Below are 24,200 nucleotides of genomic sequence, written 5' to 3' on the forward strand. Positions count from 1 at the left end.
AAGTATGCTTTCGGACATGACCTCGCCCAGCTTCGCCGAACTGGACGCCCTGTCCACCGAGACGCTGCGGGAGCAGGCCTTCGCCAAGGCCCGTGCCCAGAAAGACGTCAAGTTCTTCTGGCAGGTGCTGCGCCACCTGCCGGACGCGGGTGACGCCGCCTCCCTGGACGGTGCGCCCAACTCGATCGGGCCGACCGTCGACGAGGCCGTCGCCCTGTGGCGCGAGTTCGAGGGCCGCGATCTCGGCGCCCAGGAACCCCTGCTGCGGGCCGCGTTCATCGACTATCTGAGCAGGTAGTGACGGCTGTCGTTTGAAAGCCCGACCCGGCTGGGAAAAAGCTGGGAATGGCTCTCGGAAACCGTTACAAGACCGCACCCGGTGCGGGCACCATCGCCGCGCTCATACTCGTCCTCGTCTTCGGTAGCCCCTGGTACCGAGACTGGGCGCTGGACAACACGAACCCGGACACGGCGGGCGGCTGGTGGCTGCGGCTGCTGGGCTGGCCCGCCTGGAGTTTCGACACCGACGACTCGCTGCGTGACGTGATCGTCGGCGACCTCAAGGCGATCCTGCTGGTCGTCCTGACGTTCGTCTTCCTCTACCTGCTGCCCGGCTCCCAGCTGGCCCGGGCCCGCGGCACGGTCAGCCAGTTCCTGGCCGGCTGGGCCGCGTTCATCTTCGCGGGCGCGTTCGCCGCGCTCCTGGCCACCCTGTTCCTCACCAACCCGTCGCTGCTGGGCGCGTTCAACGCGGCCGGCTCCGGCGCCGGGTACGGCTTCTTCGTCGGCTGGATCGTCGGCCTGGCCTCCCTCGGCGGCTGGCGCGGCACTCGCTGAGCCGTGGGGATCCCCCCGGGGGTCCCCACGTCACCGGCCGAATGTGCCGTACCACGTTCGGCTGTTTTGTCAGCGACGTGCTCTCGGTAACATCTGCGGCCATGCCGGAACGGGACACCCAATCGGGACACAGCGCGCGACTGCTCCGTGGCCTCGTCTGGGCGGGCGTAGTCCTCGCCCCGATCGCGGCCGCCGTCGTGCTGATCGGCGGTGACTCCAACACGGTCCGGTTCGCGGTCCTGCTGATGGCGGTCAGTGTCGTGCTGATCGGCGCGTCGGTGCTGATCCGGGCCGACCCGGTGCTGCTCCGGATGGACGTCGAGGACCGGGTCGCCGAGGAGGTCGACGGGTTGCGCCGGCAGTTGCGGGCCGAGTTCGCGACCACTGCGCCCGCCGCGACCACTGCGTCCGTCGCGCCGGTCACGTCCGTCGCTTCCGTCGCACCCACTGCTCTCGAGGCCGATCCTCGGCCGCCGCTGCCGCCCCGCAACACCGGTGGTGGCCGGGCCCAGGTCGCGCCGCCGCCCGCGTTCGCGCCGCCGGCGGGCCGGCCCACGTTCGTGCACCAGCCGGAGCCGCCCGTGGTCCAGCACGAGCCGGAGCCCGAGTACCAGTACGACGAGACCGGATACGGGTACGACGACCAGACCACCGGCTATCCGCAAGAGAGCTACCAACAGGACGGGTACCAGCAGGACGGGTACCAGCAAGAGGGGTACCAGCAGGAGGGGTACCCGGACGACGGGTACCAGGACGGGTATCAGGACGACGGTTACCAGCAACCGGTTCCGGCGGCGGCCCGCGCGACAGGTGGCCGGGCCTCGGTACCCGGCATCGTCCAGCCGGTATCCCCGGCCCAGTCCCAGGATTTCGCGGCGACCTCACAAGGATTCGCGGCGCAGGGATCGATCTCGCAAGGATTCGCGGCGCAGGGGTCGATCTCGCAGGGTTTCGCGGCGCAGGGCACCACATCTCAAGGCTTCGCGGCGCAGGGTGCGCCCGCGCGCCGGGCCAGTGCCGCCGTCCCGGTCGGTAGCGCGTCGGCCCCAGTGGGTAGCGCCTCGGTCCCGGCCGCCCCGATGGCCCGGGCCGCTGCCGCCGCGGTCCCGCCGCCACCGATCGGCCAGCCGGTACCGCGCCCCCGCGCAGCCGCATCCGTTCCCGGCACGATGCCACCCGGACCGAACGGCATGATGGCGCCCCCGCAGGCCCGCGCGGCGGTCCGCCCCGGCGGCACCCAGTACGGCCGCCCGGAAGCCCCGGACGACGACTTCGGGGCCACGAACGGCTATGCGGCCGGCAACGACTACCCCGGTGACGACGACTACTCGGGCGGCAGCGACTACTCGGGCGGCAACGACTACTCGGGCGGCAACGACTACTCCGGCGGGAACGACCCGGAGACGAGCGCCCAGTACAAGGCCCGCCGCCACCGCCCGTCCGCCAACGACACCAACGTGGGCACACTCGCCGACTTCGCGAACTACCCCGGCTACGACAGCGGCCAGAACAACTGGTGACCGGCTATTTATCGATGTCGCCGACGACGAAGAACATCGAACCGAGGATCGCGATCAGATCCGGCACCAGGCAGCCCGGGATCAGCGTGGCCAGCGCCTGCACGTTGGCGTAGGACGCGGTCCGCAGCTTGAGCCGCCACGGTGTCTTCTCACCGCGCGACACCAGGTAGTAGCCGTTCACCCCGAGCGGGTTCTCGGTCCACGCATAGGTGTGCCCCTCCGGCGCCTTGACCACCTTGGGCAGGCGCACGTTCACCGGCCCACCGGTACGGTCCACCCGATCCAGGCACTCGTCGATCAGGTCGAGCGACACCAGCACCTGCTCCAGCAGCACCTCGAACCGGGCGTGACAGTCACCGGACGTCCGGGTCACCACCGGCACGTCGATCTGGTCGTAGAAGAGGTAGGGCTCGTCCCGGCGTACGTCGAAATCCAGACCGCTCGCCCGGGCCACCGGACCGGAGGCGCCGTAGGCCGCCGCGTCGGCCGCACTGAGCACACCGACGCCGACCGTGCGGGCCATGAAGATGTCGTTGCGCCGGATCACGTTGTCGATGTCCGGCATCCGCCGCCGGACCGCGGCGACCGCCTGCCGGGCCCGTTTCGTCCAGCCGGCCGGGATCTCCTCCTTGAGACCGCCGACCCGGTTGAACATGTAGTGGATCCGGCCGCCGGACACCTCCTCCATCACGGCCTGGAGGGTCTCGCGCTCACGGAACGCGTAGAACATCGGCGTGATCGCGCCGATCTCCAGCGGGTAGGAGCCGAGGAACATCAGGTGGTTGAGCACCCGGTTCAGCTCGGCCAGGGCCATCCGCAGCCAGGTCGCCCGCTCCGGCACCTCGATGCCCATCAGCCGCTCGACGGCGAGGACGACACCGAGTTCGTTGGAGAACGCGGACAGCCAGTCGTGCCGGTTGGCCAGCATGATGATCTGTCGGTAGTCGCGCACCTCGAACAGTTTCTCGGCGCCGCGGTGCATATAACCGACGATCGGCTCGCAGGTGACCACCCGCTCGCCGTCGAGGGTGAGCTTGAGCCGGAGCACGCCGTGGGTGGACGGGTGCTGTGGACCGATGTTGAGCACCATGTCGGCCGTGTCCAGCCCGGCCCCGGTGCCGACTGTCATCTCCCGCAGCGCGTCGCTCACCACAGCATCGTGCCACGGTCGCCGAGACCGATGGTGTGGCAGAGCCACCAGTGGCTGCCGAGTCCGTTCGGATCGGTCAGTTCGGCGGCCGCGCCGGCCGCGCTGAGCGCCCGCAGATAACCGGCCGGATCGGTCCGGGCCAGGTCCAGCGGGGGCCGCGAACCGTCCACACCGAGCGCCCGCAACGCCGCCCGCTGCCGCACCATCCGATGGGGAGCCCCGGCCGCGGCCGCCACCGCGTCCATCGCCACGTGCGCCGTGACGTCACAGCCACCGTCCGGCACCGGCACGACCTGGCGTCCCTGCCGGAACCCGGTCATCGTCCCGAGCACCGGCCGGTCGGCCTTGACGTGCCCGTAGTCCACACAGAGCGCCGCACCGCGCCGGATCGAACCGACCGCATCCGCCCACGCCCGGTCCCGCGGCCAGCCGACCTCGATCCGCCCCGGCCCCGGCCACCAGCGGCTGGTCCAGAACCGGTCGGCCGGATCGGCGTCGGCGCCCAGCGTCTCGGTCCCGGTGGCCCGATCGACCAGCACCTTGCGCAGCCGACCGTGCTCGTCGGTCTCGACGATGTCGAGCGGAACGTTGTCCAGCCACTCGGTCGCGACCAGCAGCCCGGTGATCTCCGCGGGCACGTCCGGCCGCCAGCGCACCGCCGGATCCAGCCCGGGCGGCCGGGGCGCGACCTCGACCGCGACCGGGTTGATCCGCCCGGCCAGCCGGTCCGGCAGCGAGGCCAGCAGCGCCGTGATCAGCTCGCCGCGCCCGGCTCCGACGTCGACCAGATCGAAGGTCCGCGGGTGGCCGAGCGCCGCGTCGACCCGCTCGGCCACCCGAGCGAGCGCCCCGGCGAACAGCGGCGACGCGTGCACGCTGGTCCGGAAATGATCAGCCGGACCGTCGTGCTGCCGCACGAAGAACCCATCGCGGCCGTACAGCGCCGTCTGCATGGCCAGCCGCCATCCGACACCCATTCCGTCACCCTAGGCCTCTGGTACGCCGTGCGCCGCCACCAGCCGCACCCACACCTCCCGTGGCATCCACGCGACGTCGCCGGCCGGTCCCGGCCGACAACGCGACCGCCGGGCGTATGCGGTGGGTGGAGACGGCGGGCCGCCGCTGGACGCCCGGCATTCCGGTGGTGGGCGACGACTCGCGGTCCGGGGCTCAGCCGGGCCGGCGGATGGCCGAACGGGAGGGCGGTATCGATGTCGGTGCGGTACTTCACAGGTGCTTGTCACGGGCGTGTTGAAACGGCGCATACTGGCGCTCGACCGGTACCCCTGCAACGAGGACTGGATCCTGATGAACGCTTTGACTGTCGGCGTCGTGGGCGCCGGACGGGTCGGTGCCGTGCTCGGTGCGGCGCTCAACACGGCCGGGCATCACGTGGTCGCCGCCGCGGCGGTCTCCGCCGCCTCCCGTGAGCGGGCCGCCCGCCTCCTGCCGGACGCGGCCATCCTCCCGGCCGACGAGGTGGCCCGCGCCGCCGCCGATCTGCTGCTGCTCGCGGTGCCCGACGACACCCTGGCCGCCGTGGTCGCCGGCCTCGACCGGACCGGTGCGCTGCGCCACGGCCAGGTGGTGGCCCACACCTCGGGGGCTCACGGACTGGCCGTCCTGGGCGATGTGAACGGCATGGCGCTGCACCCCGCGATGACCTTCACCGGTGCGGACACCGACCTGGCCCGGCTGCCCGGCATCGCCTGGGGGGTGACCGCTCCGGACCGGGCGTTCGCCACCCGGCTCGTCGCCGACCTCGGCGGGGTGCCCGAGTGGGTGGCCGAGGAGTCCCGGCCGGTCTACCACGCGGCTCTCGCGCACGGTGCGAACCATCTGGTCACCCTGGTCAACGAGGCGGCCGACCTGCTGCGCGCGGCGGGTGTCGGCGAGCCCGGCCGGGTGCTGGCCCCGCTGCTGACCGCGGCGCTGGACAATGCGCTGCGGATGGGCGACGCCGCCCTGACCGGCCCGGTGTCCCGGGGTGACGCCGGCACGGTCGCCAAACACCTGGACCGGATGCCCGCCGACGCGGTGCCGGCCTACCTGGCGATGGCCCGGCGCACCGCGGACCGGGCGATCGCCTCCGGCCGTCTCCGGCCGCAGGACGCCACCGCGCTGCTGGACGTGCTGTCCCGGGCCGTGACCGACACCGTGAGGAGCCACGCGTGACCACCCTGGTGCACACCCGCGCCGATCTGACCGCCGCGCTGGACGCCGCAACCGGCGAGATCGCCGTCGTGATGACGATGGGCGCGCTGCACGAGGGGCACCGGCAGTTGATGCGGGTGGCCCGGGAGCGGTCCGCCTTCGTGTTGGTGACGATCTTCGTGAACCCGTTGCAGTTCGGGCCGAACGAGGATTACGAGAAGTATCCGCGGACCCTCGACGACGACCTGGCGGCCTGCCGGGCCGAGGGCGTGTCGGTGGTGTTCGCTCCCGGTCGCGAGGACGTCTACCCGGACGGGGCGCCGTCGGTCACGATGCACCCGGGGCCGCTCGGCGAGATCCTCGAGGGTGCCAGCCGGCCCGGGCACTTCTCCGGGATGCTCACGGTCGTCGAGAAACTGCTCATGCTCACCCGGGCCGACGTGGCCTATTTCGGCGAGAAGGACTATCAGCAGCTGGCGCTGATCCGGCGGATGGTGCGCGACCTGGAGTTGCCCGCCGAGATCGTGGGCGTTCCGACCGTACGGGAAGAAGATGGTCTCGCCCTGTCCAGCCGCAACCGCTATCTGTCGCCGGAGGAGCGGAGGGCCGCGCTCGCTCTTTCCCGCGCTCTGCGCGAGGGCGCGGCGCACGGTGACGCCGAGGCGGCCCTGGCGGCCGCCCACAAGATCCTTTCCGAGGAGCCGGGGGTACGGGCGGACTATCTCGCCCTGACCGGGGCGGACTTCGGCCCGGCCCCGGACGAGGGCCCGGCGCGCCTGTTGGTGGCAGCCCGGGTGGGCGCCACCCGTCTCATCGACAATGTTCCGCTGACACTTCAGAAGGGCGTCTGACGCTCCGAGTGCCGACCCGGTGCGTGGCGACCGCACACTCTCCTTCGCCCAGCAGTTCCGGCATTCCGCCTCCCGACTCTTCGATATACCCATACAGTGGGCGAATCGGACAGCTGCCGAGGCTCGGGAGGCACGGTTCATGCGATTCCGATGGGGGACGGTCGCTGTGGCGGCTCTTCTCGCCGTCGCCGGTTGCGGTAGCGGAGGCGATGTCGACGGGGACCTGACCAACGACTGGGGTGCGATGTCGCCGGCGACCGGCTTCGTGCCGGTCGCCGAGACATGCCATCTCTCCAACTTCGCCGTCTCCGGCCCGCGCGCCACCTACGAGGAGACGGACTGCTCCGTCCTGCATCGCACCGAGACCGTCCACGTCGGCGAATACTCGGCGCCCGCGGCCGACGCCGCCGAACCGCCGGCCGGCGCCTCGGCCGGAGCCCGTGCCGCGTACCGGACCTGCGATCAGAAGACCACCGAGTACGTCGGCGGCCCGTGGCGCAACGCCCGGCTGTGGATCGGCGTCACCCACCCGTCGCCCGCCGCGTGGAGCGGTGGCAGCCGCTGGTTCCGCTGCGAGGTGGTGGAACTCGACTCGATCGAGAACGACGGCGCTCTGATCCAGCGGGTCGGCACTCTCCGCCGGGCACTCGCCGATCCGGCTTCACCGCTGGCCCTGACCTGTTACGCCATCGAACTCGACGACTCCGGCGCGATCAGCAAGATGCCGCCGACGGCCTGTGCGAACAAGCACAACGCCGAGTTCGTCGGGGTGTGGACGGCCGGTGACAAGGCCGCCTACCCGAAGGGCGACGCGGCCTGGGAGGAGTTCCACGGCGGCTGCCGTACCCTCGCGGCGAAGTTCGTCGGGGTGCCCGACGACGGCGACCTCCAGTACCGCACCGGCGTGGTGTCGCTGCCCGGCAACGCCGACGTCTGGGCGCAGGGTGACCACGGCGTGCGCTGCTATCTCTGGCTGGACGGCGCCGAACTGATCGGCTCGCTCAAAGGCAAGGGGACGAAGGCCCTTCCGGTCCAGTACAAGTAATCGTGGCCACTGATCGTGCCCCCGGCGCGACTGAGCCGCGGGAGCGGAGTGTACTGAACCCATGTCACCTCTCGCGGATCTCCCGGCACTGCCGCGCCGGCTTGCCGCCGCCGAGCCCGGCTGGACCGAGACCACCGACGTCGTCGTGGTCGGCTCCGGCATCGCCGGTCTCACCGCGGCCCTCTACCTGCGGGAACAGGGTCTGCACGTCACGGTCGTCACCAAGGTCAACATCGATGACGGCTCGACCCGGTGGGCGCAGGGCGGCATCGCGGCGGTGCTCGACCCGCTGGACACCCCGCAGGCTCACGCGTATGACACCGAGATCGCCGGAGTCGGGCTCTGCGACCCGGCCGCGGTGCGGGTGCTCGTCGAGGAGGGCCCGGCCCGGATCCGGGAGCTGATCCGCCGGGGCGCCGAGTTCGACCGCAATCCGGACGGTTCGCTGATGCTGACCCGCGAGGGCGGCCACCGCGCCGACCGGATCGTGCATGCCGGCGGTGACGCGACGGGCGCCGAGGTGCAGCGTGCCCTGCACGAGGCGGTGCGCCGCGATCCCTGGATCCGCCTGGTCGAGCACGCGCTCGTGCTGGACCTGCTGCGGGCCGCCGACGGCCGGGCGTGCGGGCTCACCCTGCACGTGCTCGGTGAGGGCTCGGAGGACGGCGTGGGCGCGATCCTGGCCCGGGCGGTGGTGCTGGCCACCGGCGGGATGGGCCAGATCTTCTCGTCCACCACGAACCCGTCGGTCTCCACCGGCGACGGGGTGGCGCTCGCGCTGCGGGCCGGCGCCGAGGTGACCGACGTCGAGTTCGTGCAGTTCCATCCGACGTCGTTCGTGAGCAACGGGTCGGGCGCTCCCCGGGACACCTCCGCGGCGCCGCAGGTCGACCCGGTCCAGCGGCCGCTGATCTCGGAGGCGCTGCGCGGCGAGGGTGCGCACTTGGTCGACGAGAACGGCGTGCGGTTCATGGTCGGGCAGCACGAGCTGGCCGAGCTGGCGCCCCGCGACGTGGTCGCCAAGGGCATCTACCGGGTGCTGCGGGCCACCGGCGCCGACCACGTCTACCTGGACGCGCGCCACCTGGGGAAGGAGTTCCTGGAGGGCCGGTTCCCGACCATCATGGCGTCCACCCGGGCCGCCGGCGTCGACCCGGCCACCGACCTGATCCCGGTCGCCCCGGCCGCCCACTACGCGTCCGGCGGCGTCCGCACCGACCTGCACGGCCGGACCAGCATCCCCGGTCTGTACGCGTGTGGCGAGGTCGCCTGCACCGGCGTGCACGGTGCGAACCGGCTGGCCAGCAACTCGCTGCTGGAGGGTCTGGTCTTCGCCCGCCGGATCGCCGACGACATCGCCCGCGAGCTGCCGGAGCAGGCCGAGCCGGCCCGTGCCGCGGCTTCCGGTCCGGCCTGGGTCGTCGACCCGACGATCCGTGCCGAGCTGCAGCGCGCCATGACCCGCGGGGCCGGTGTGCTGCGCTCGGCCGACTCACTGGACACCGCGGCCAAGGAGCTGGCCCGCCTGGCCGAGCAGCGGTCCACGCCGAACAACGCGGCGTGGGAGGTCACCAACCTGCTGACGGTGGCGGCGACCCTGGTGGCGGCGGCTCGCAGCCGGCGGGAGACCCGTGGCTGCCACTGGCGAGAGGACCACCCGAACGCGGCCGACGAGTGGCGCGGCCACCTACGCAACGCGGTCGGTCCCGATGGGTATTTGACCCAGGACTTCCAGGAGATGACGTGAGCGACGTAAGGGAGCCCAACGTGACCATTACCGACGGCGGCACTCTCTCCCCCGACGAGCCTCTTCCCGACGACGAGATCCCGGTCGCCGATCTCGGTCTCGACCTGGCCGAGGTGCAGCGGATCGTGTTGACCGCGCTCGCCGAGGACCTCGGCGACCCGCCGCGTGACGTGACCAGCGAGTCCACCATCCCGGCCGCGCAGACCGACACCGCCGAGCTGGTGGCCCGCGCCGACGGCGTGGTGGCCGGCCTGCTCGTGGCGGCCGAGGTGTTCGCCGCCACCAGCGCCGGCACCGCGACCTTCGAGGCCCGGGTGGACGACGGTGACCGGGTTCGCCGCGGCGACGTCCTCGCCGTGATCAGCGGCCCGACCCGGGCGCTGCTGACTGCTGAGCGCACCGCGCTGAACCTGCTGTGCCGGATGTCCGGGGTGGCCACCCACACCCGCCGGTGGGCCGACATCCTGGAGGGCACCAGCGCCACCGTGCTGGACACGCGCAAGACCACCCCGGGTCTGCGGGTGCTGGAGAAGTACGCGGTCCGGGCCGGTGGCGGCACCAACAAGCGGATGGGCCTCTACGACGTCGCCATGATCAAGGACAACCACAAGCTGGCGGCGGGCAGCATCTCCGCGGCGTACGAGCTGGTCCGCGCCACCTTCCCGGATGTCGCGGTGCAGGTCGAGGTGACCACGCTCGCCGAGGCGGAGGAGGCGGTCGCGGCCGGGGCGGACTTCCTGCTCTGCGACAACATGACACCGGAGCTGCTGGCCGAGGTGGTGCGCGCGGTCGGCGGCCGGGTCGAGCTGGAGGCCACCGGCAACCTGACGCTGGAGACGGCGGCCGCCTACGCGGCGACCGGGGCCGATTACCTGTCGGTGGGCGGGCTCACCCACTCGTCGCCGATTCTGGACATCGCGCTGGATCTCCGGCCCCGTTGAGCACCGGTCGGCCACCGGGACGGTCCCGGTGCGTTCGGGGGAGTTGTGGCCGTACAAAATAAGGGTCTTGATTTTGATTCTTAGGGGCCTTCGTGCTGCTCTGTATTGACATCGGTAACACCAACACCGTGCTGGCGACCTTCGACGGCGACAAGCTGGTGCACAACTGGCGGATCAAGACCGATGCCGCCTCGACCGCCGACGAGCTGGGCCTGAAGTTCCGTGGCCTGCTCGCCGGCGATGCCGTGGAGATCACCGGGGTGGCGGCCTGCTCGACCGTCCCGGCGGCGCTGCGCAACCTGCGCACCATGCTGAAGCGCTACTACGACGACGTGCCGAGCGTGATCGTCGAGCCCGGTGTGAAGACCGGCGTGCAGCTCGCGATCGACAACCCCAAGGAGGTCGGGGCCGACCGGGTGGTCAACACCCTGGCCGCGCACACCCTCTACGGCGGACCGTCGATCGTGGTCGACTTCGGCACCACCACCAACTTCGACCTGATCAGCGCGAAGGGCGAGTTCCTGGGCGGTGCGTTCGCGCCGGGCATCGAGATCTCCTTCGACGCGCTCGCCGCCCGCGCCGCCCAGCTGCGCAAGGTCGAGCCGACCAAGCCGCGTTCGGTGATCGGCAAGAACACCGTGGAGTGCCTCCAGGCCGGGCTCTACTTCGGGTTCGGTGGCCAGGTCGACCGGATCGTCGAGCGGATGATCGAGGAGATCGGGCCGGTCAAGGCGGTGATCGCCACCGGTGGTCTGGCCTGGCTGGTGAAGGACGAGTGCCGCACGATCACCGCCCACGAGCCGATGATCACGCTGATCGGGCTGCGGATGGTATATGAGCGGAACGTCTGAGCCCGCCTGAGTAGGCTTTCGAGGTCCCAGCACCGAGAAGGAAGTCTTGCCGTGACCGAGCAGAACACGCCAGCGATCGACCCCGCCGAGGACCTCCCCGAGCAGATGCGGGTCCGCCGGTCGAAGCGGGACCGGTTGCTCGCCGAGGGCGTGCCGCCCTACCCGGTCGAGGTCCCGCGGACCGCCGAGATCGCCGAGATCCGCGAGCGCTACGCGGACCTGCCCACCGACACCGCCTCCGGCGACCAGGTGTCGATCACCGGCCGGGTGATCTTCGTGCGCAACGGCGGCAAGCTCTGCTTCGCCACCCTGCGCGCCGGTGACGGCACCGAGATTCAGGCGATGTTCTCGCTGGACAAGGTGGGCGAGAAGGCGCTGGCCGACTGGAAGGCCGTGGTCGACCTCGGCGATCTGGTCGCGGTGACCGGCGAGGTGATCACCAGTCGGCGTGGGGAACTCTCCGTTCTCGCCGATTCCTGGGCGATGAGCGCGAAGGCTCTGCGGCCCCTTCCGGTCGCGCACAAGCCGCTTTCCGAGGAGACCCGGGTCCGGCAGCGCTATGTCGATCTCATCGTCCGTCCGCAGGCCCGTGACGTGGTCCGGACCCGGGCGACAGTGGTTCGCAGCCTGCGTGAGTCGCTGTTCCGCCGGAATTTCCTCGAGGTGGAAACTCCGATGCTCCAGTTGCTGCACGGCGGCGCCGCGGCGCGTCCGTTTGTGACGCACAGCAACGCACTCGACACCGATCTTTATCTGCGGATCGCTCCGGAACTGTTTTTGAAGCGCGCGGTGGTCGGTGGCATCGATCGGGTCTTCGAGATCAACCGCAACTTCAGGAATGAGGGCATGGACTCCACGCACTCGCCGGAGTTCGCCATGCTCGAGGCCTATCAGGCCTATGCCGACTACAACGTCATGCAGGCGCAGGTGCGGGAGTGGATTCAGGAGGCCGCGTTCGCCGTCTCCGGTTCCCACGTGGTCACCCACCAGGACGGCACCGAGGTCGACCTGGGCGGCGAGTGGGCCCAGATCACCCTGTTCGGCGCGATCTCCGAGGCGCTCGGCGAGGAGGTCACCATCGACACCGACCTCGCCCAGCTGCAGCGCTACGCGGACAAGGTGCAGCTCTCGGTCGACCCCAAGTGGAGCGCCGGCAAGCTCGCCGAGGAGCTTTTCGAGCACCTGGTGACCGACAGCCTGGTCCAGCCGACGTTCGTCCGGGACTTCCCGGAGGAGACCGCCCCGCTGACCGCGCCGCACCGGACCACCCCCGGCCTGACCGAGAAGTGGGACCTCTACGTCAGCGGATTCGAACTCGCGACCGCCTATTCCGAGTTGGTCGACCCGGTGATCCAGCGTGAGCGGTTCCATGCGCAGTCGCTGCTGGCGGCCGGTGGCGACCCCGAGGCGATGCAGCTCGACGAGGATTTCCTGCGTGCCATGGAGTACGGAATGCCGCCGTCCGGTGGCATGGGAATGGGAATCGACCGGCTGTTGATGGCGCTCACCGGCCTCGGCATTCGGGAAACGATCCTCTTCCCCTTGGTCCGCCCGGAGTAACAATTACCCACCCGCCATTGACGGGTGATGCGCCCCTGGCGTTATTGTCTTCCCATTGCTGGGGAGAGAACCTGTGTTCGGGAGGATAACGGCGCGTGGCCAAGCAGATCATTCACAAGCTGGTCGATGACATCGACGGTGTCGACGCCGACGAGACCGTGAAGTTTGCGCTCGACGGCATTCAGTACGAGATCGACCTCTCGGAGAAGAACGCCGCTAAATTGCGGGAGGTCTTCGAGCCCTACCTGAAGCACGGCACGAAGGTCGCCCGCGGCGGTGTCGTGGTCGGTGGCCGGGCGGCTCGTGGTCGTGGCGGCGCGACCGCCGACCGGGAGCAGAACAAGGCGATCCGGGAGTGGGCCAAGAAGTCGGGTAAGGAGATCTCCGACCGCGGCCGTATCCCGCAGGAGATCGTGGACGAGTTCCACGCGAAGGGCCCGGGCCGGGCCTGATCTACGGCACGACCTCGGAGAGGGCGCCCCGACGACGACGTCGGCGCGCCCTCTCCGCGTTTACCCGCCGGACGCACTTCCCGGTCACTACGGTTATCCACAGGGGTGGACCGGGTTGTCCACAGGCTGTGGATCGGCAGGATTTCGCTGTACGCGTACACGTTCGGGTGGGGGAACAGCCGCTGAGCGTGCGAAGTTGGCTAAATCAACGTTGCGGATCGCTTCGAGGGGCTGCGGAGGCCCAGCGGAGACCGTCAGCGGCGATAGAGTTACAGCACGGGCATCACCGATGCCCGTGCGCTGGCCCCGCCAGTTCATGGGCGCACGGCACGTGAGGAGCACGAGGGCATGTTCGAGCGGTTCACCGACCGAGCGCGACGGGTTGTCGTCCTGGCCCAAGAAGAGGCCCGGATGCTCAACCACAACTACATCGGCACGGAACACATCCTGCTGGGCCTGATCCACGAGGGCGAGGGTGTCGCCGCCAAGGCTCTGGAGAGCCTCGGCATCTCCCTCGAGGGGGTCCGGCAGCAGGTCGAGGAGATCATCGGCCAGGGGCAGCAGGCGCCGAGCGGGCACATCCCGTTCACGCCGCGCGCCAAGAAGGTCCTGGAGCTCTCCCTGCGAGAGGCGCTCCAGCTCGGCCACAACTACATCGGCACCGAGCACATCCTGCTCGGCCTGATCCGTGAGGGCGAGGGCGTCGCCGCCCAGGTGCTGGTCAAGCTCGGCGCCGACCTCAACCGGGTCCGCCAGCAGGTCATCCAGCTGCTCTCCGGCTACCAGGGCAAGGAGCCGGCCGCCGCGGGCACCGCCACCGGCGAGGCCGCACCGTCCACCTCGCTCGTGCTCGACCAGTTCGGCCGCAACCTGACGCAGGCCGCCCGTGAGGGCAAGCTCGACCCGGTCATCGGCCGGGAGAAGGAAATCGAGCGGGTCATGCAGGTGCTCTCCCGGCGCACCAAGAACAACCCGGTGCTGATCGGCGAGCCCGGCGTCGGCAAGACCGCCGTGGTCGAGGGCCTGTCCCAGTCCATCGTCAAGGGCGAGGTCCCCGAGACGCTGAAGGACAAGCAGCTCTACACGCTCGACCTGGGCGCCCTGGTCGCCGGTTCCCGTTACCGCGGTGACTTCGAGGAGCGCCTGAAGAAGGTGCTCAAGGAGATCCGCACCCGCGGCGACATCATCCTGTTCATCGACGAGATCCACACCCTGGTCGGCGCCGGCGCCGCCGAGGGTGCGATCGACGCGGCCAGCATCCTCAAGCCGATGCTCGCCCGCGGTGAGCTCCAGACCATCGGTGCCACCACCCTCGACGAGTATCGGAAGCACCTGGAGAAGGACGCCGCGCTCGAGCGCCGCTTCCAGCCGATCCAGGTCGGCGAGCCGTCGCTGGCGCACACCATCGAGATCCTCAAGGGCCTGCGCGACCGCTACGAGGCCCACCACCGGATCAGCATCACCGACGCCGCCCTGGTGGCCGCGGCGACGCTGGCCGACCGGTACATCTCGGACCGCTTCCTGCCGGACAAGGCGATCGACCTGATCGACGAGGCCGGCGCTCGGATGCGCATCCGCCGGATGACCGCGCCGCCGGACCTCCGTGACTTCGACGAGCGCATCGCCCAGGTGCGTCGCGACAAGGAGTCCGCCATCGACGCGCAGGACTTCGAGCGCGCCGCCCAGCTGCGTGACAAGGAGAAGACCCTCCTCGGTCAGAAGGCGCAGCGGGAGAAGGAGTGGAAGGCCGGCGACCTGGACGTGGTGTCCGAGGTCGACGACGAGCAGATCGCCGAGGTGCTGGGCAACTGGACCGGTATTCCGGTCTACAAGCTCACCGAGGAGGAGACCTCCCGCCTGCTGCGCATGGAGGACGAGCTGCACAAGCGCGTCATCGGCCAGGAGGATGCGGTGCAGGCCGTCTCCAAGGCGATCCGGCGTACTCGGGCCGGTCTGAAGGACCCGAAGCGCCCGAGCGGCTCGTTCATCTTCGCCGGCCCGTCCGGTGTCGGTAAGACCGAGCTCTCCAAGGCGCTCGCGGAGTTCCTGTTCGGCTCCGAGGACGCGCTGATCCAGCTCGACATGTCCGAGTTCCACGACCGCTACACGGTGTCCCGCCTCGTCGGTGCCCCTCCCGGTTACGTCGGCTACGACGAGGGCGGCCAGCTGACCGAGAAGGTGCGTCGGAAGCCGTTCTCGGTGGTGCTGTTCGACGAGATCGAGAAGGCCCACCCGGACGTGTTCAACACGCTCCTGCAGATCCTGGAGGACGGTCGCCTGACCGACGGCCAGGGTCGGATCGTGGACTTCAAGAACACCGTCATCATCCTCACCACCAACCTGGGCACGCGCGACGTGGCCAAGGCGGTGTCGCTGGGCTTCCAGGCCTCCGAGGCCGAGGAGTCGAGCTACGAGCGGATGAAGATCAAGGTCAACGACGAGCTGAAGCAGCACTTCCGCCCCGAGTTCCTGAACCGTATCGACGACACGATCGTCTTCCACCAGCTGCGTGAGAAGGAGATCCTGCAGATCGTCGACATCTTCACCGCCCGCATCGAGGGGCAGCTGAAGAACAAGGACATGGGCCTCGAGCTGACCGACAACGCCAAGAAGTACCTGGCGGCCAAGGGCTTCGACCCGGTGCTGGGCGCCCGCCCGCTGCGCCGGACCATCCAGCGCGAGCTGGAGGACACCCTGTCCGAGCAGATCCTCTTCAACGAGCTGCGCCCCGGCCAGATCGTCGTCGTGGACTGCGAGGGCGACCCGGCCAAGGTGGAGAAGTCCAAGCTGGTCTTCCGCGGTGCCGAGAAGGGCGTGACGGTGCCCGACGCGGTGCCGGCCGACCTCGGTACGGCGACCACCACCGAGGAGTAACAGCTCTGACGAGAAACCCGGCCGCGGTGACGCGGCCGGGTTTTCTCGTTTTACGCGGGCACGCGGCGGGCGCGATCATGCGAGTCATGAAACGTCAGATCCGGGCCGTGTACGACGACCAAACCGTCACCGTCTACCAGGCTTATTCGCCGGCCATCGCGGTGCCGTCCGTGGCTGCCGGACGGTTCGTGCCGCCGTTCCGCCGGGAACGGATGACGTGGATCAAGCCGTCGTTCCAGTGGATGATGTACCGCTGTGGATGGGCCACCAAGCCCGGACAGGAGCACGTCCTGGCCGTCACGATCACCCGGGCCGGCTTCGAGTGGGCGCTGGAGCACTCGTCGTTGAGCCACTATGTGCACGGCTTCCATCCCGATCGGGCCACCTGGCAGCGGGAACTCAAGCGGGCACCGACCCGGGTGCAGTGGGATCCGGAGCGTGATCTGCGGTTGCGGGAGCTGCCGTACCGGTCGCTCCAGCTCGGGCTGGGCGGCGCCGCGGTTCCGCACTACGTCGACGAGTGGGTCACCGGGATCACCGACGTGACGCCGCTGGTCCGGGAGATCCGCGGCCGGCTCGACGCCGATGACGAGGCTCGGGCGGCCGAGTTGCTGCCGCCCGAGCGCCCGTACCCGTTGCCTGAGCCGATCGCCGCCCGAATCGGTGCCGACTAGCCGGCCCGGCAGATCGCGGGATCCGCGTACCGGCTGGTCACCACCTCGGCACAGGAACCGACGGCGACGACCGACCAGCGCTGGCGGCTCTTGCTCCAGGACAGTACGACCGTCTCCCGGCCGCCCTCGGGCAGCCGCACCACCGCGTACTTCGGGCCGCAGGCCAGCTCGACGGCGTAGATCTCGTCGGTCACCAGCCGGTCACCGTACTCGCTGTTCCGGATGGCCTCGATCGTCTCGTAACCGCCGGTCCAGCACGCCTCGGCCGGATTCTCGTTGCCGCAGCCGTCGAACGAGTTCCACAGCCGGCGTGGCAGGTAGGCCCGGCAGACCTCGGCGCTGCCACTTCCGACCCGCTGCCAGCGGCCGGTCGATTCGTCGTACCGCAGGATGGCCGTTCCGGGATCGGAATCCGGCGTCGCCTGTACGAGACGGCCCGCGGCGTACCCCTGATGGCATTCGATCCCGGCGATCCGGTCGCCGGGCTTGATCGGCCGGCCGTCGGCCAGGACCGCCTTGAAGGTGTCCTCGTCGATCGGGCAGCCATCGGTCTTCGTCACCCGCGGCGAAGCCGGTGTGGACGGGCTGGACGGCGTGGATGGCGACGGCACCGGCCCCGGTGGGGTGGTCGACACCAGAGACGGTGAGGGCTGGGTGGCCACAGCCGGCGGAGCGGCCTGCCGACCGTTCGCCCAGGCGATCGGTGCGGCGAGCACCACCGCGACCGCGGCCACCGCGGCCGTGGCCGCGAGCCGTCGCCTCCGCCCGAGCCGTCGCGAGGTGTGCATGACCCGGTCGTGCAGGTCCGTGTCGCCGCCGAGTTCGGCCAGTTCGCCCATGGTGTCTCGGAGCCGGGTGAAGTCGTCGCTCATCGGTCCGTTCCCTTCACCGTCTCGATGAGGTCCGGTGCGATCTGCCGCAGCCGGGCCAGGGCCTTGTTCGTCTGACTCTTGACCGTGCCGACCGAGCAGCCGAGCATGTCGGCGGCCTCGCCCTCGGAGCGGTCCTCGAAGAAACGCAGCACCAGCACCGCACGCTGACGTGGGGTGAGCCGCGACAGCGCCCGGTGCAGGGCGATCTGGAGGCTGACCCGCCCGGAGTGATCGCTCGACGGGTCGGCGATCTCCTGTAACTCGCCGGGCAGCGACTCGGCCACCCGGCGGCGGCGCCACCGGCTGACCTGGAGGTGGTACATGGCGGTCCGGGTGTACGCCTCGTAGTGCCCGCCGTCGCCGGAGAGCCGCCGGATCGCCCGGTGGGTACGGGCGAGCGCGTCCTGCACGAGGTCCTCGGCCAGGTGGCGGTCGCCGGTCAGTAGGAATGCCGTACGCAGGAGTGACGGGGTCCGGGTCCGGACGAAGTCGCTGAAGTCCACCGCACCGCCGACCCCCGTGGCGTGGAGTGCTCGGGTATTCACAGCCCTCTACACGCCGCCGGTCGAGGAGGGGTTGCCGCGTCTAAAGCAAACTTTGGATGTCGCCGCGGGGTGCGTCACCGGCGAGTACGAAGTCGTTGGCCCCGAGGCTCTCCACCAGCCCGTCCTCGACCAGCCCGGCCAGGGCACGGGCCCGCTGCACCTCGTCCTGCCAGACCAGGTCGAGCCGCTGCCGGGGCACCGGTCCGGTGGCGTGCCGCAGCACCTCCAGGAGCAGGCCGCGGACCTGCCGGTCGGTGCCCGCGTAGCGCTGCGGTTTGCGGCTCGGCCCCTCGGGCAGCGGCTGCCCGGTGAGCCGCCAGGCGCACACGTCGTGGAACGGGCAGTCCACGCACTTCGGCGCCCGGGCCGTGCAGACGATCGCGCCGAGCTCCATGAACGCGATGCTGGCCTTCGCCGCGGTCGCCTCGTCCGCCGGGAGCAGCTCGGACATCGCCACCAGATCGGCGGCCGTGGTGGCCGGGCCTGCGTCGGGCCTGCCCTCCACCGCACGGCAGACGACCCGCCGCACGTTGGTGTCGACGACCGGGTGCCGCTGGCCGTAGGCGAACGTCGCCACCGCCCGCCCGGTGTAGGTCCCGACGCCAGGCAGCGCGAGCAGCTCGTCGAGGTCGGAAGGGACCCGGCCGCCGTGGCGTTCCACGATCGCGACCGCGCAGGCGTGCAGGCGCATCGCCCGTCTGGGGTACCCCAGACGACCCCACATCCGGATCGCCTCCGACGGCGGGTCGTCGGCGAGCGCGGCCGGAACCGGCCAGCGGGTCATCCAGGAGCGCCAGGCGGGCTCGACCCGCACGACCGGGGTCTGCTGCAGCATCACCTCGCTGACCAGCACTCCCCACGGGGTGGTGTCCGGCTGCCGCCAGGGCAGATCACGGGCGTTCACGGAATACCAGGCGATGGCGTCGTCGGCGAGAGTCATAGCCCGTCAACTGTAGGCGGCAGATCCGCAAGGTCCATCTTTAACGAACCGTCCGCGAGTTGGTGTCGGATGTCCGGCGCGTCATGCACATAGTGACGGTCGTCCGGGTTTACGGTGGGCGGCATCATGCGTGCGACGGTTGGTCCCCTCCCACCCGCGGTCTACTGGCGGCGGCGTGTAGTCGTGCTGGGCGCGTTGCTGCTCGGCGTCATCGTGGTGTTCGTGTCCTGCGGCGGTGGGGACGATTCGGACCCGAAGAAGGCGTCGCAGGAGGCCTCGCAGTATCCGGAGCCGACCACCACGAAGAGCCCGTCACCGACGCCGTCCCTGGAGGACAGTGCCGATCCCGGTGTCGGCCAGGCCTACCCGGATCCGCCTCTCACCTCAGAAGATCCGGACGACGCGCTGCCCGGCCCGGCGGACCCCGGCGTCAGCTTCCCGCCGGCGGTGGGGACGGGGACGGGAACGGGCGGCGCCCAGTGCGCCGATGCCGAGATGCAGCTGACGCCGGTCCCGGAGGACACGTCGCCGAAGCGGGGCGCCTCCACCCAGATCCAGCTGAAGATCAAGAATGTCGGCACCCGTACCTGCACTCGTGACCTCGGCGCCAGTGCCCAGGAGATCTACATCGCACTCGGCGCCCAGCGGGTCTGGTCCTCCGACCAGTGTGCCGCGGTCAAGGGCAACGACGTGCAGACCCTCGCCCCCGGCGCGGAGAAGGTCTTCGAGGTCACCTGGAACGGCAAGCAGTCCAACCAGTGCACCGGCAGTTCGGCCTCCGGTCCGATCCCGGGCGCCGGCGCCTACCAGTTGCTCGGTCGCCTCGACACGATCGTCAGCACCCCGGTCGTCCTGACCGTCGTGAACTGACCTTGGTCGCTGCGCTCGAGCTGTACCTGGACGTCGACGCGACACGCCGGATCCGTACCCTGTGGCGTGCCCTGGAGGCCGACGGCATCCCATCGCTCGGCTCGCTGCATCAGAAACACCGGCCGCACATCTCCCTGGCCGCCGCCCACCGGATCGACCCGCAGGCGGTGGCCGAGGCCCTCGACGGTTTCCCGGTCGGCCGGGGTCTGACCGTGGGCATCGACTTCGTCGGCCAGTTCGTCGGCCGGGTCCTCTGGCTGGGCGTCACCGTCACCGAAGACCTGCTCACCCACCATCGAGCCGTCCACGAACGCCTCACAGCCGGCGGCGTCGACATCTGGGAGCACTACCGACCGGGCCGCTGGGTGCCGCACTGCACCATCTCGATGCGCGTCCCCAACCCGATGATGGCCCCGGCGATCCGCCGCTGCCTCGAATACCTTCCGCTGCGCGCCACGATCGTCGGCGCCGCGGTCGCCGACCACGTGAACGACATAAATCAACCCCTCTGATTCGGTACGGCCAGTAGGGCCCTGTACCTACACCGCGAGGTGGCTGCCCGCTCCCGCCCGACCGGGCGACCGCCGGGCTGCGAACCCGCCTCACCGTCTCCAGCGGTCCCCGATTCGGAAATCGGCGGCCGGGATTGATTCTGCCCAGGCCCGCAAATCATCCACGACTTCTGATCTACGCCCTATACGGCGCTGTTTCCAGCCGTCGATCTGCGCCTTGAAGCTTCCGCGCGTTGCCCGATTGTCGGCCGTCTGACCGTTTTAGTAGTGGCGGATTTCACCCAGCGAAGTCGAGACTCGACTGAAAGGGAAACGAAGGTCAGACGTAACGTTCGAGGATGGAGGCCTCGGCCAGGCGGGACAACCCCTCACGGACGCCCCGGGCCCGGGCGTCACCGACGCCCTCGACCGCCTGAAGATCTTCGACGGTGGCGCCGAGCAGGCGCTGCAGACTGCCGAAATGATCGACGAGCCGGTCGACGATCTGGGCCGGGAGTCGCGGCACCTTGGCCAGCAGCCGGAACCCACGTGGTGACACGGCCGCGTCGAGCGAATCCGATGCGCCCGGGTAGCCGATGGCCTTCGCCACCGCGACCAGGTCGATCATCTCGGTGGCGGTGAGCAGGTCGAGCTCGACCAGCGCCTCGTCGAGGGTGCGGGCCTTGCGGCCGGTCGGCAGGTAGTCACGGATGACCAGGGTGCGGTCGGCGTCGACTCCGGCCATCAGCTCGTCGAGCTGGAGGGCTAGAAGCCGGCCGTCGGTGCCGAGCTCGACGACATAACCGGAGATCTCGTCGGCGATGCGGCGGACCATTTCCAGGCGCTGCACGACGGCGACGGCGTCGCGGACCGTCACCAGGTCTTCGATCTCCAGGGCGGACAGTGTGCCGGAGACCTCGTCGAGTCGCAGCTTGTAACGCTCCAGTGTGGCGAGGGCCTGGTTGGCTCGGGACAGGATGGCGGCCGAGTCGTCGAGGACGTGTCTCTGCCCGTTCACATAGAGGCCGATGATGTGCATCGACTGGCTGACCGAGATCACCGGGAAGCCCGACTGTTTGGCGACCCGCTCGGCGGTGCGGTGGCGGGTGCCGGACTCCTCCGACGGGATCGACGGGTCGGGCATCAGGTGCACGGCGGCCCGGACGATGCGGGTGCCGTCGCTGGAGAGGACCACCGCGCCGTCCATCTTGCACAGCTCACGCAGCCGGGTCGCGGAGAACTCCACATCGAGCGGAAAACCGCCGGTGCAGATGGTCTCGACGACGGCGTCGTGGCCGAGGACGATGAGCGCGCCGGTGCGGCCGCGCAGGATGCGCTCCAGGCCGTCGCGCAGGGCGGTGCCGGGGGCCATCAGGGCCAGGTTGGCACGGAGCGGATCGCTGGCGCCCCCGGTCAGGCCTGCGCCTGCGGGTGGCGTCATCGCGCGATGCCCCGCGCCGTTGACGCCGGGGCGCGGCGTTGAACTGGCGGCGGGCTTGGAACCATCGCGGTCGAGCGGCACCCGGACATTCTACGGACTGTCATCCAGGCCAACGAGCCGTGGTTTGATGAATGCTCCGTAGCGTGATGAAACGTGACCGTGTGTCATCGGTTGCCGTGTTCCGCCGAGGCGCGCGCTGCGCTCTGCAACGCCGACTGCAGATTGTTCACCTCGATCACCTGCATCCCCTTCGGCGCGGCGGACGAACCGTCGGGCCCGCAGCCGGGAGGCACCAGCGCGACCGTGAAACCGAGCCGGGCCGCCTCGGCCAGACGCCGGCCGACCGCCCCGACCCGACGGATCTCCCCGGTCAGACCGACCTCGCCGATCGCCACCAGGGTGGGTGCCATCGCCAGGTCGAGCCCGCCGGACGCGACGGCCAGGGCCATGGCCAGGTCGGCGGACGGCTCGATCAGCCGGATACCGCCCACAGTGGCCGCGAACACCTCACGGTTGTAGAGCTTCAGCTGTTTGGTCCGGCGCTCCAGCACGGCCAGCACCATGGCCAGCCGAGCATGGTCGAGACCAGACACCGTACGCCGTGGTGAGCCCTGCACCTCGGCCCCGATCAGCGCCTGCACCTCGGTGACCAGCGCCCGCCGGCCCTCCATCGCCACGGTGACACACGTGCCGGGCACCGGCTCGACATAGCGGGTGAGGAACAGCCCGGACGGGTCGGGCAGGCTGGTGATGCCGCCCTCGTGCATCTCGAAGCAGCCCACCTCGTCGGCGGCGCCGAACCGGTTCTTCACTCCGCGGACCAGGCGCAGCGACGAATGTTTGTCACCCTCGAAGTGGAGCACCACGTCGACCAGGTGCTCCAGGACGCGGGGACCGGCGACCTGACCGTCTTTGGTCACGTGACCGACCAGGACGGTGGCGATGCCCCGCTCCTTGGCGATCGCGACGAGCGCGGCGGTGACCGCGCGAACCTGAGTGACACCGCCGGGCACACCCTCCGTGCCGGGCGCCGAGACGGTCTGCACCGAGTCGAGGATCAGCAGGCCCGGCCGGACCGCGTCGAGATGACCGATCACGGTGCCCAGATCGTTTTCCGAAGCCAGATAGAGCTTCTCGTGGAGGGCACCGAGCCGCTCGGCCCGCAGCCGAACCTGGCTGACCGACTCCTCGCCGCTGACCACCAGGGACGGGGTGCCCGCACCGACCGCCCACTGCTGGGCGACGTCGAGCAGCAGGGTGGATTTGCCGACGCCGGGCTCGCCGGCCAGCAGCACGACCGCGCCGGGCACCAGCCCACCGCCGAGGACCCGGTCGAGCTCGCTCACGCCGGTGGCGACCGCCCGGGCCGGGGCCGCGCTGATCTGCGCGATCGGCCGGGCCGGCTCGGCCGGCATGCGGGAGCTGACCACCCGCCCGGAGACCGGAACGGTCACCGTGGACTCGATGATCGAGCCCCACTCGCCACACTCGGGACAGCGGCCCAGCCATTTCGGCGGCTGGTGGCCGCACGCGTCACAGACGTAGGCGGCCTTGGGAGCCTTGGCCGCCGAACGGGAGGTCGTCACCCCGACACGCTAGCTCGGGGGTGCGACAAACCCGGTCAGTGACCGCCCTCGGCCGCTTCCTCGTGGATCTCGGCCGAGCCGCGCGGGGCCGGGGTCAGCGGCGAGGCGACCGGGGCCTGCAGGGTCAGCGGCGTCGCGTTGTTGCTGAACTCGAAGACCAGGTTGACGACCATGCCCGGCTTCAGCTCGCCGCTCAGGCCGACGGCCTGCAGCGTGGCGGCGTCGGTCGGCTTGAAGACGGCCGATCCCTGCGCCTCGATCTTGATCTGGGCCGGGCGCACCGTGCTGGCGGGCTCGGCGCTCGCCGCCGGCGAAGCCGAGCCGCTCGGGTCGGCCGACGCGCCCGCGACCTCACCGGGCGTGGTCACGGTCGCCGTGCTGACGAACCCGACCTGCCTGGCGGTGATCACGTCGGGCCGGTCGGCGGCCGGCTGGCTGCTGATCGTGACGGTGACCGCCTCGTTGGTCTCGTTGAAGAGACTGACCTCGAGCGGCGCGTTTCCGTTGGCCTCGTAACCCTTGATGCCGGGGTACTCCACCTGGAGGTTGCGGATCAGCACCTTGCCCGCTTCGGACTCGGACGCCGCGTTCACGCCGGCGATCGGCGTGTCCAGGATGGCGGTCTCGGCGACCTGGCCGGCCGAGCACGCGCCCAGAGCGAGGGCGGCGACCGTGGCGGCACCCGCGACCAGAGCGGCGCGACGGGTTCCCAGGGAGCGCATCACGATCCTCCAAATAGAGACACCAGGGTGTTAGATCAGCGTAGTGGGCGGCGATCACGCGCGTGCGGGGACCCATC

23 protein-coding genes are annotated in these 24,200 nt (G+C 70.3%); 15 read left to right on the plus strand and 8 right to left on the minus strand.

What is annotated here, in order from left to right; translation table 11 throughout:
- Positions 1 to 4: 4 nt before the first annotated feature.
- The 3 genes from Q0Z83_RS45525 (at position 5) to Q0Z83_RS45535 (ending at position 2,357) form a co-directional block, all read left to right on the plus strand.
- On the plus strand, positions 5 to 298 hold the full coding sequence (locus Q0Z83_RS45525; RefSeq protein ID WP_317789770.1) for a hypothetical protein: 294 nt from the start codon (positions 5 to 7) through the stop codon (positions 296 to 298).
- Between the two features lie 47 nt (positions 299 to 345).
- Positions 346 to 837 carry a hypothetical protein gene (locus tag Q0Z83_RS45530; RefSeq protein ID WP_317789771.1) on the plus strand — a complete coding sequence of 164 codons (492 nt, stop codon included), beginning with the start codon at positions 346 to 348 and terminating at the stop codon, positions 835 to 837.
- A gap of 101 nt (positions 838 to 938) precedes the next feature.
- The gene (locus Q0Z83_RS45535) at positions 939 to 2,357 is read left to right on the plus strand and encodes a hypothetical protein (protein WP_317789772.1); all 1,419 of its coding nucleotides are present in this window, start codon (positions 939 to 941) and stop codon (positions 2,355 to 2,357) included.
- 4 nt (positions 2,358 to 2,361) lie between these two features.
- Here the strand turns inward: Q0Z83_RS45535 and Q0Z83_RS45540 are convergent, their stop codons facing one another.
- Both Q0Z83_RS45540 and Q0Z83_RS45545 read right to left on the minus strand, forming a co-directional pair.
- Positions 2,362 to 3,486: an NADH-quinone oxidoreductase subunit D gene (locus Q0Z83_RS45540; RefSeq protein WP_317797304.1), complete on the minus strand. Its 1,125-nt coding sequence runs from the start codon at positions 3,484 to 3,486 to the stop codon at positions 2,362 to 2,364.
- A 17-nt stretch (positions 3,487 to 3,503) separates the two neighbouring features.
- Positions 3,504 to 4,484 (minus strand): SAM-dependent methyltransferase, encoded by a 981-nt coding sequence (locus tag Q0Z83_RS45545; protein ID WP_317789773.1) that lies wholly within the window; start codon positions 4,482 to 4,484, stop codon positions 3,504 to 3,506.
- Positions 4,485 to 4,815: 331 nt separating this feature from the next.
- On the opposite strand from Q0Z83_RS45545, the gene Q0Z83_RS45550 reads away from it, so the two are divergent.
- The 10 genes from Q0Z83_RS45550 (at position 4,816) to Q0Z83_RS45595 (ending at position 16,656) form a co-directional block, all read left to right on the plus strand.
- Positions 4,816 to 5,682 (plus strand): Rossmann-like and DUF2520 domain-containing protein, encoded by an 867-nt coding sequence (locus Q0Z83_RS45550; protein ID WP_317797305.1) that lies wholly within the window; start codon positions 4,816 to 4,818, stop codon positions 5,680 to 5,682.
- Positions 5,679 to 6,512, plus strand: a complete 834-nt coding sequence (gene panC / locus Q0Z83_RS45555; RefSeq protein WP_317789774.1) for a pantoate--beta-alanine ligase — start codon at positions 5,679 to 5,681, stop codon at positions 6,510 to 6,512. The genes Q0Z83_RS45550 and panC overlap by 4 nt, the downstream gene beginning before the upstream one ends.
- Before the next feature lie 139 nt (positions 6,513 to 6,651).
- Positions 6,652 to 7,557 carry a septum formation family protein gene (locus tag Q0Z83_RS45560; protein WP_317789775.1) on the plus strand — a complete coding sequence of 302 codons (906 nt, stop codon included), beginning with the start codon at positions 6,652 to 6,654 and terminating at the stop codon, positions 7,555 to 7,557.
- Positions 7,558 to 7,618: 61 nt separating this feature from the next.
- A complete protein-coding gene (locus Q0Z83_RS45565; protein WP_317789776.1) occupies positions 7,619 to 9,304 on the plus strand; it encodes an L-aspartate oxidase in 1,686 nt (561 codons plus the stop codon).
- A 77-nt stretch (positions 9,305 to 9,381) separates the two neighbouring features.
- Complete coding sequence (gene nadC / locus Q0Z83_RS45570; protein WP_317797306.1) at positions 9,382 to 10,245, plus strand: carboxylating nicotinate-nucleotide diphosphorylase; 864 nt, start codon at positions 9,382 to 9,384, stop codon at positions 10,243 to 10,245.
- A gap of 92 nt (positions 10,246 to 10,337) precedes the next feature.
- Positions 10,338 to 11,096: a type III pantothenate kinase gene (locus tag Q0Z83_RS45575; protein ID WP_093619445.1), complete on the plus strand. Its 759-nt coding sequence runs from the start codon at positions 10,338 to 10,340 to the stop codon at positions 11,094 to 11,096.
- 51 nt (positions 11,097 to 11,147) lie between these two features.
- Positions 11,148 to 12,656: a lysine--tRNA ligase gene (gene lysS, locus Q0Z83_RS45580; protein WP_317789778.1), complete on the plus strand. Its 1,509-nt coding sequence runs from the start codon at positions 11,148 to 11,150 to the stop codon at positions 12,654 to 12,656.
- Between the two features lie 95 nt (positions 12,657 to 12,751).
- Positions 12,752 to 13,108: a histone-like nucleoid-structuring protein Lsr2 gene (locus Q0Z83_RS45585; RefSeq protein WP_093619447.1), complete on the plus strand. Its 357-nt coding sequence runs from the start codon at positions 12,752 to 12,754 to the stop codon at positions 13,106 to 13,108.
- A 348-nt stretch (positions 13,109 to 13,456) separates the two neighbouring features.
- The gene (locus Q0Z83_RS45590) at positions 13,457 to 15,982 is read left to right on the plus strand and encodes an ATP-dependent Clp protease ATP-binding subunit (RefSeq protein ID WP_317789779.1); all 2,526 of its coding nucleotides are present in this window, start codon (positions 13,457 to 13,459) and stop codon (positions 15,980 to 15,982) included.
- A gap of 77 nt (positions 15,983 to 16,059) precedes the next feature.
- Entirely contained in the window at positions 16,060 to 16,656 is a 597-nt protein-coding gene (locus tag Q0Z83_RS45595) for a DUF4291 domain-containing protein (protein WP_317789780.1), read from the plus strand.
- Here Q0Z83_RS45595 and Q0Z83_RS45600 read toward each other — a convergent pair.
- From Q0Z83_RS45600 to Q0Z83_RS45610, 3 genes are all read right to left on the minus strand, one after another.
- Positions 16,653 to 17,528 (minus strand): hypothetical protein, encoded by an 876-nt coding sequence (locus Q0Z83_RS45600; protein ID WP_317789781.1) that lies wholly within the window; start codon positions 17,526 to 17,528, stop codon positions 16,653 to 16,655. The genes Q0Z83_RS45595 and Q0Z83_RS45600 overlap by 4 nt on opposite strands.
- Positions 17,525 to 18,031 (minus strand): SigE family RNA polymerase sigma factor, encoded by a 507-nt coding sequence (locus Q0Z83_RS45605; RefSeq protein ID WP_317789782.1) that lies wholly within the window; start codon positions 18,029 to 18,031, stop codon positions 17,525 to 17,527. Before Q0Z83_RS45605 ends, Q0Z83_RS45600 begins: the two co-directional genes overlap by 4 nt.
- A gap of 82 nt (positions 18,032 to 18,113) precedes the next feature.
- A complete protein-coding gene (locus Q0Z83_RS45610) occupies positions 18,114 to 19,013 on the minus strand; it encodes an HhH-GPD family protein (RefSeq protein WP_317789783.1) in 900 nt (299 codons plus the stop codon).
- 126 nt (positions 19,014 to 19,139) lie between these two features.
- On the opposite strand from Q0Z83_RS45610, the gene Q0Z83_RS45615 reads away from it, so the two are divergent.
- Both Q0Z83_RS45615 and Q0Z83_RS45620 read left to right on the plus strand, forming a co-directional pair.
- On the plus strand, positions 19,140 to 19,883 hold the full coding sequence (locus Q0Z83_RS45615) for an adhesin (protein ID WP_317789784.1): 744 nt from the start codon (positions 19,140 to 19,142) through the stop codon (positions 19,881 to 19,883).
- A 2-nt stretch (positions 19,884 to 19,885) separates the two neighbouring features.
- The gene (locus Q0Z83_RS45620) at positions 19,886 to 20,395 is read left to right on the plus strand and encodes a 2'-5' RNA ligase family protein (RefSeq protein ID WP_317789785.1); all 510 of its coding nucleotides are present in this window, start codon (positions 19,886 to 19,888) and stop codon (positions 20,393 to 20,395) included.
- Positions 20,396 to 20,714: 319 nt separating this feature from the next.
- On the opposite strand, the gene disA is transcribed toward Q0Z83_RS45620, so the two are convergent.
- The 3 genes from disA to Q0Z83_RS45635 form a co-directional block, all read right to left on the minus strand.
- Entirely contained in the window at positions 20,715 to 21,896 is a 1,182-nt protein-coding gene (disA, locus tag Q0Z83_RS45625) for a DNA integrity scanning diadenylate cyclase DisA (protein ID WP_317789786.1), read from the minus strand.
- Positions 21,897 to 21,979: 83 nt separating this feature from the next.
- Positions 21,980 to 23,401: a DNA repair protein RadA gene (radA, locus tag Q0Z83_RS45630; protein WP_317789787.1), complete on the minus strand. Its 1,422-nt coding sequence runs from the start codon at positions 23,399 to 23,401 to the stop codon at positions 21,980 to 21,982.
- A 35-nt stretch (positions 23,402 to 23,436) separates the two neighbouring features.
- The gene (locus tag Q0Z83_RS45635) at positions 23,437 to 24,123 is read right to left on the minus strand and encodes a hypothetical protein (RefSeq protein ID WP_317789788.1); all 687 of its coding nucleotides are present in this window, start codon (positions 24,121 to 24,123) and stop codon (positions 23,437 to 23,439) included.
- Positions 24,124 to 24,200 lie beyond the last annotated feature (77 nt).

Origin of the sequence: Actinoplanes sichuanensis, assembly GCF_033097365.1 — a bacterium.
Classification (GTDB): domain Bacteria; phylum Actinomycetota; class Actinomycetes; order Mycobacteriales; family Micromonosporaceae; genus Actinoplanes; species Actinoplanes sichuanensis.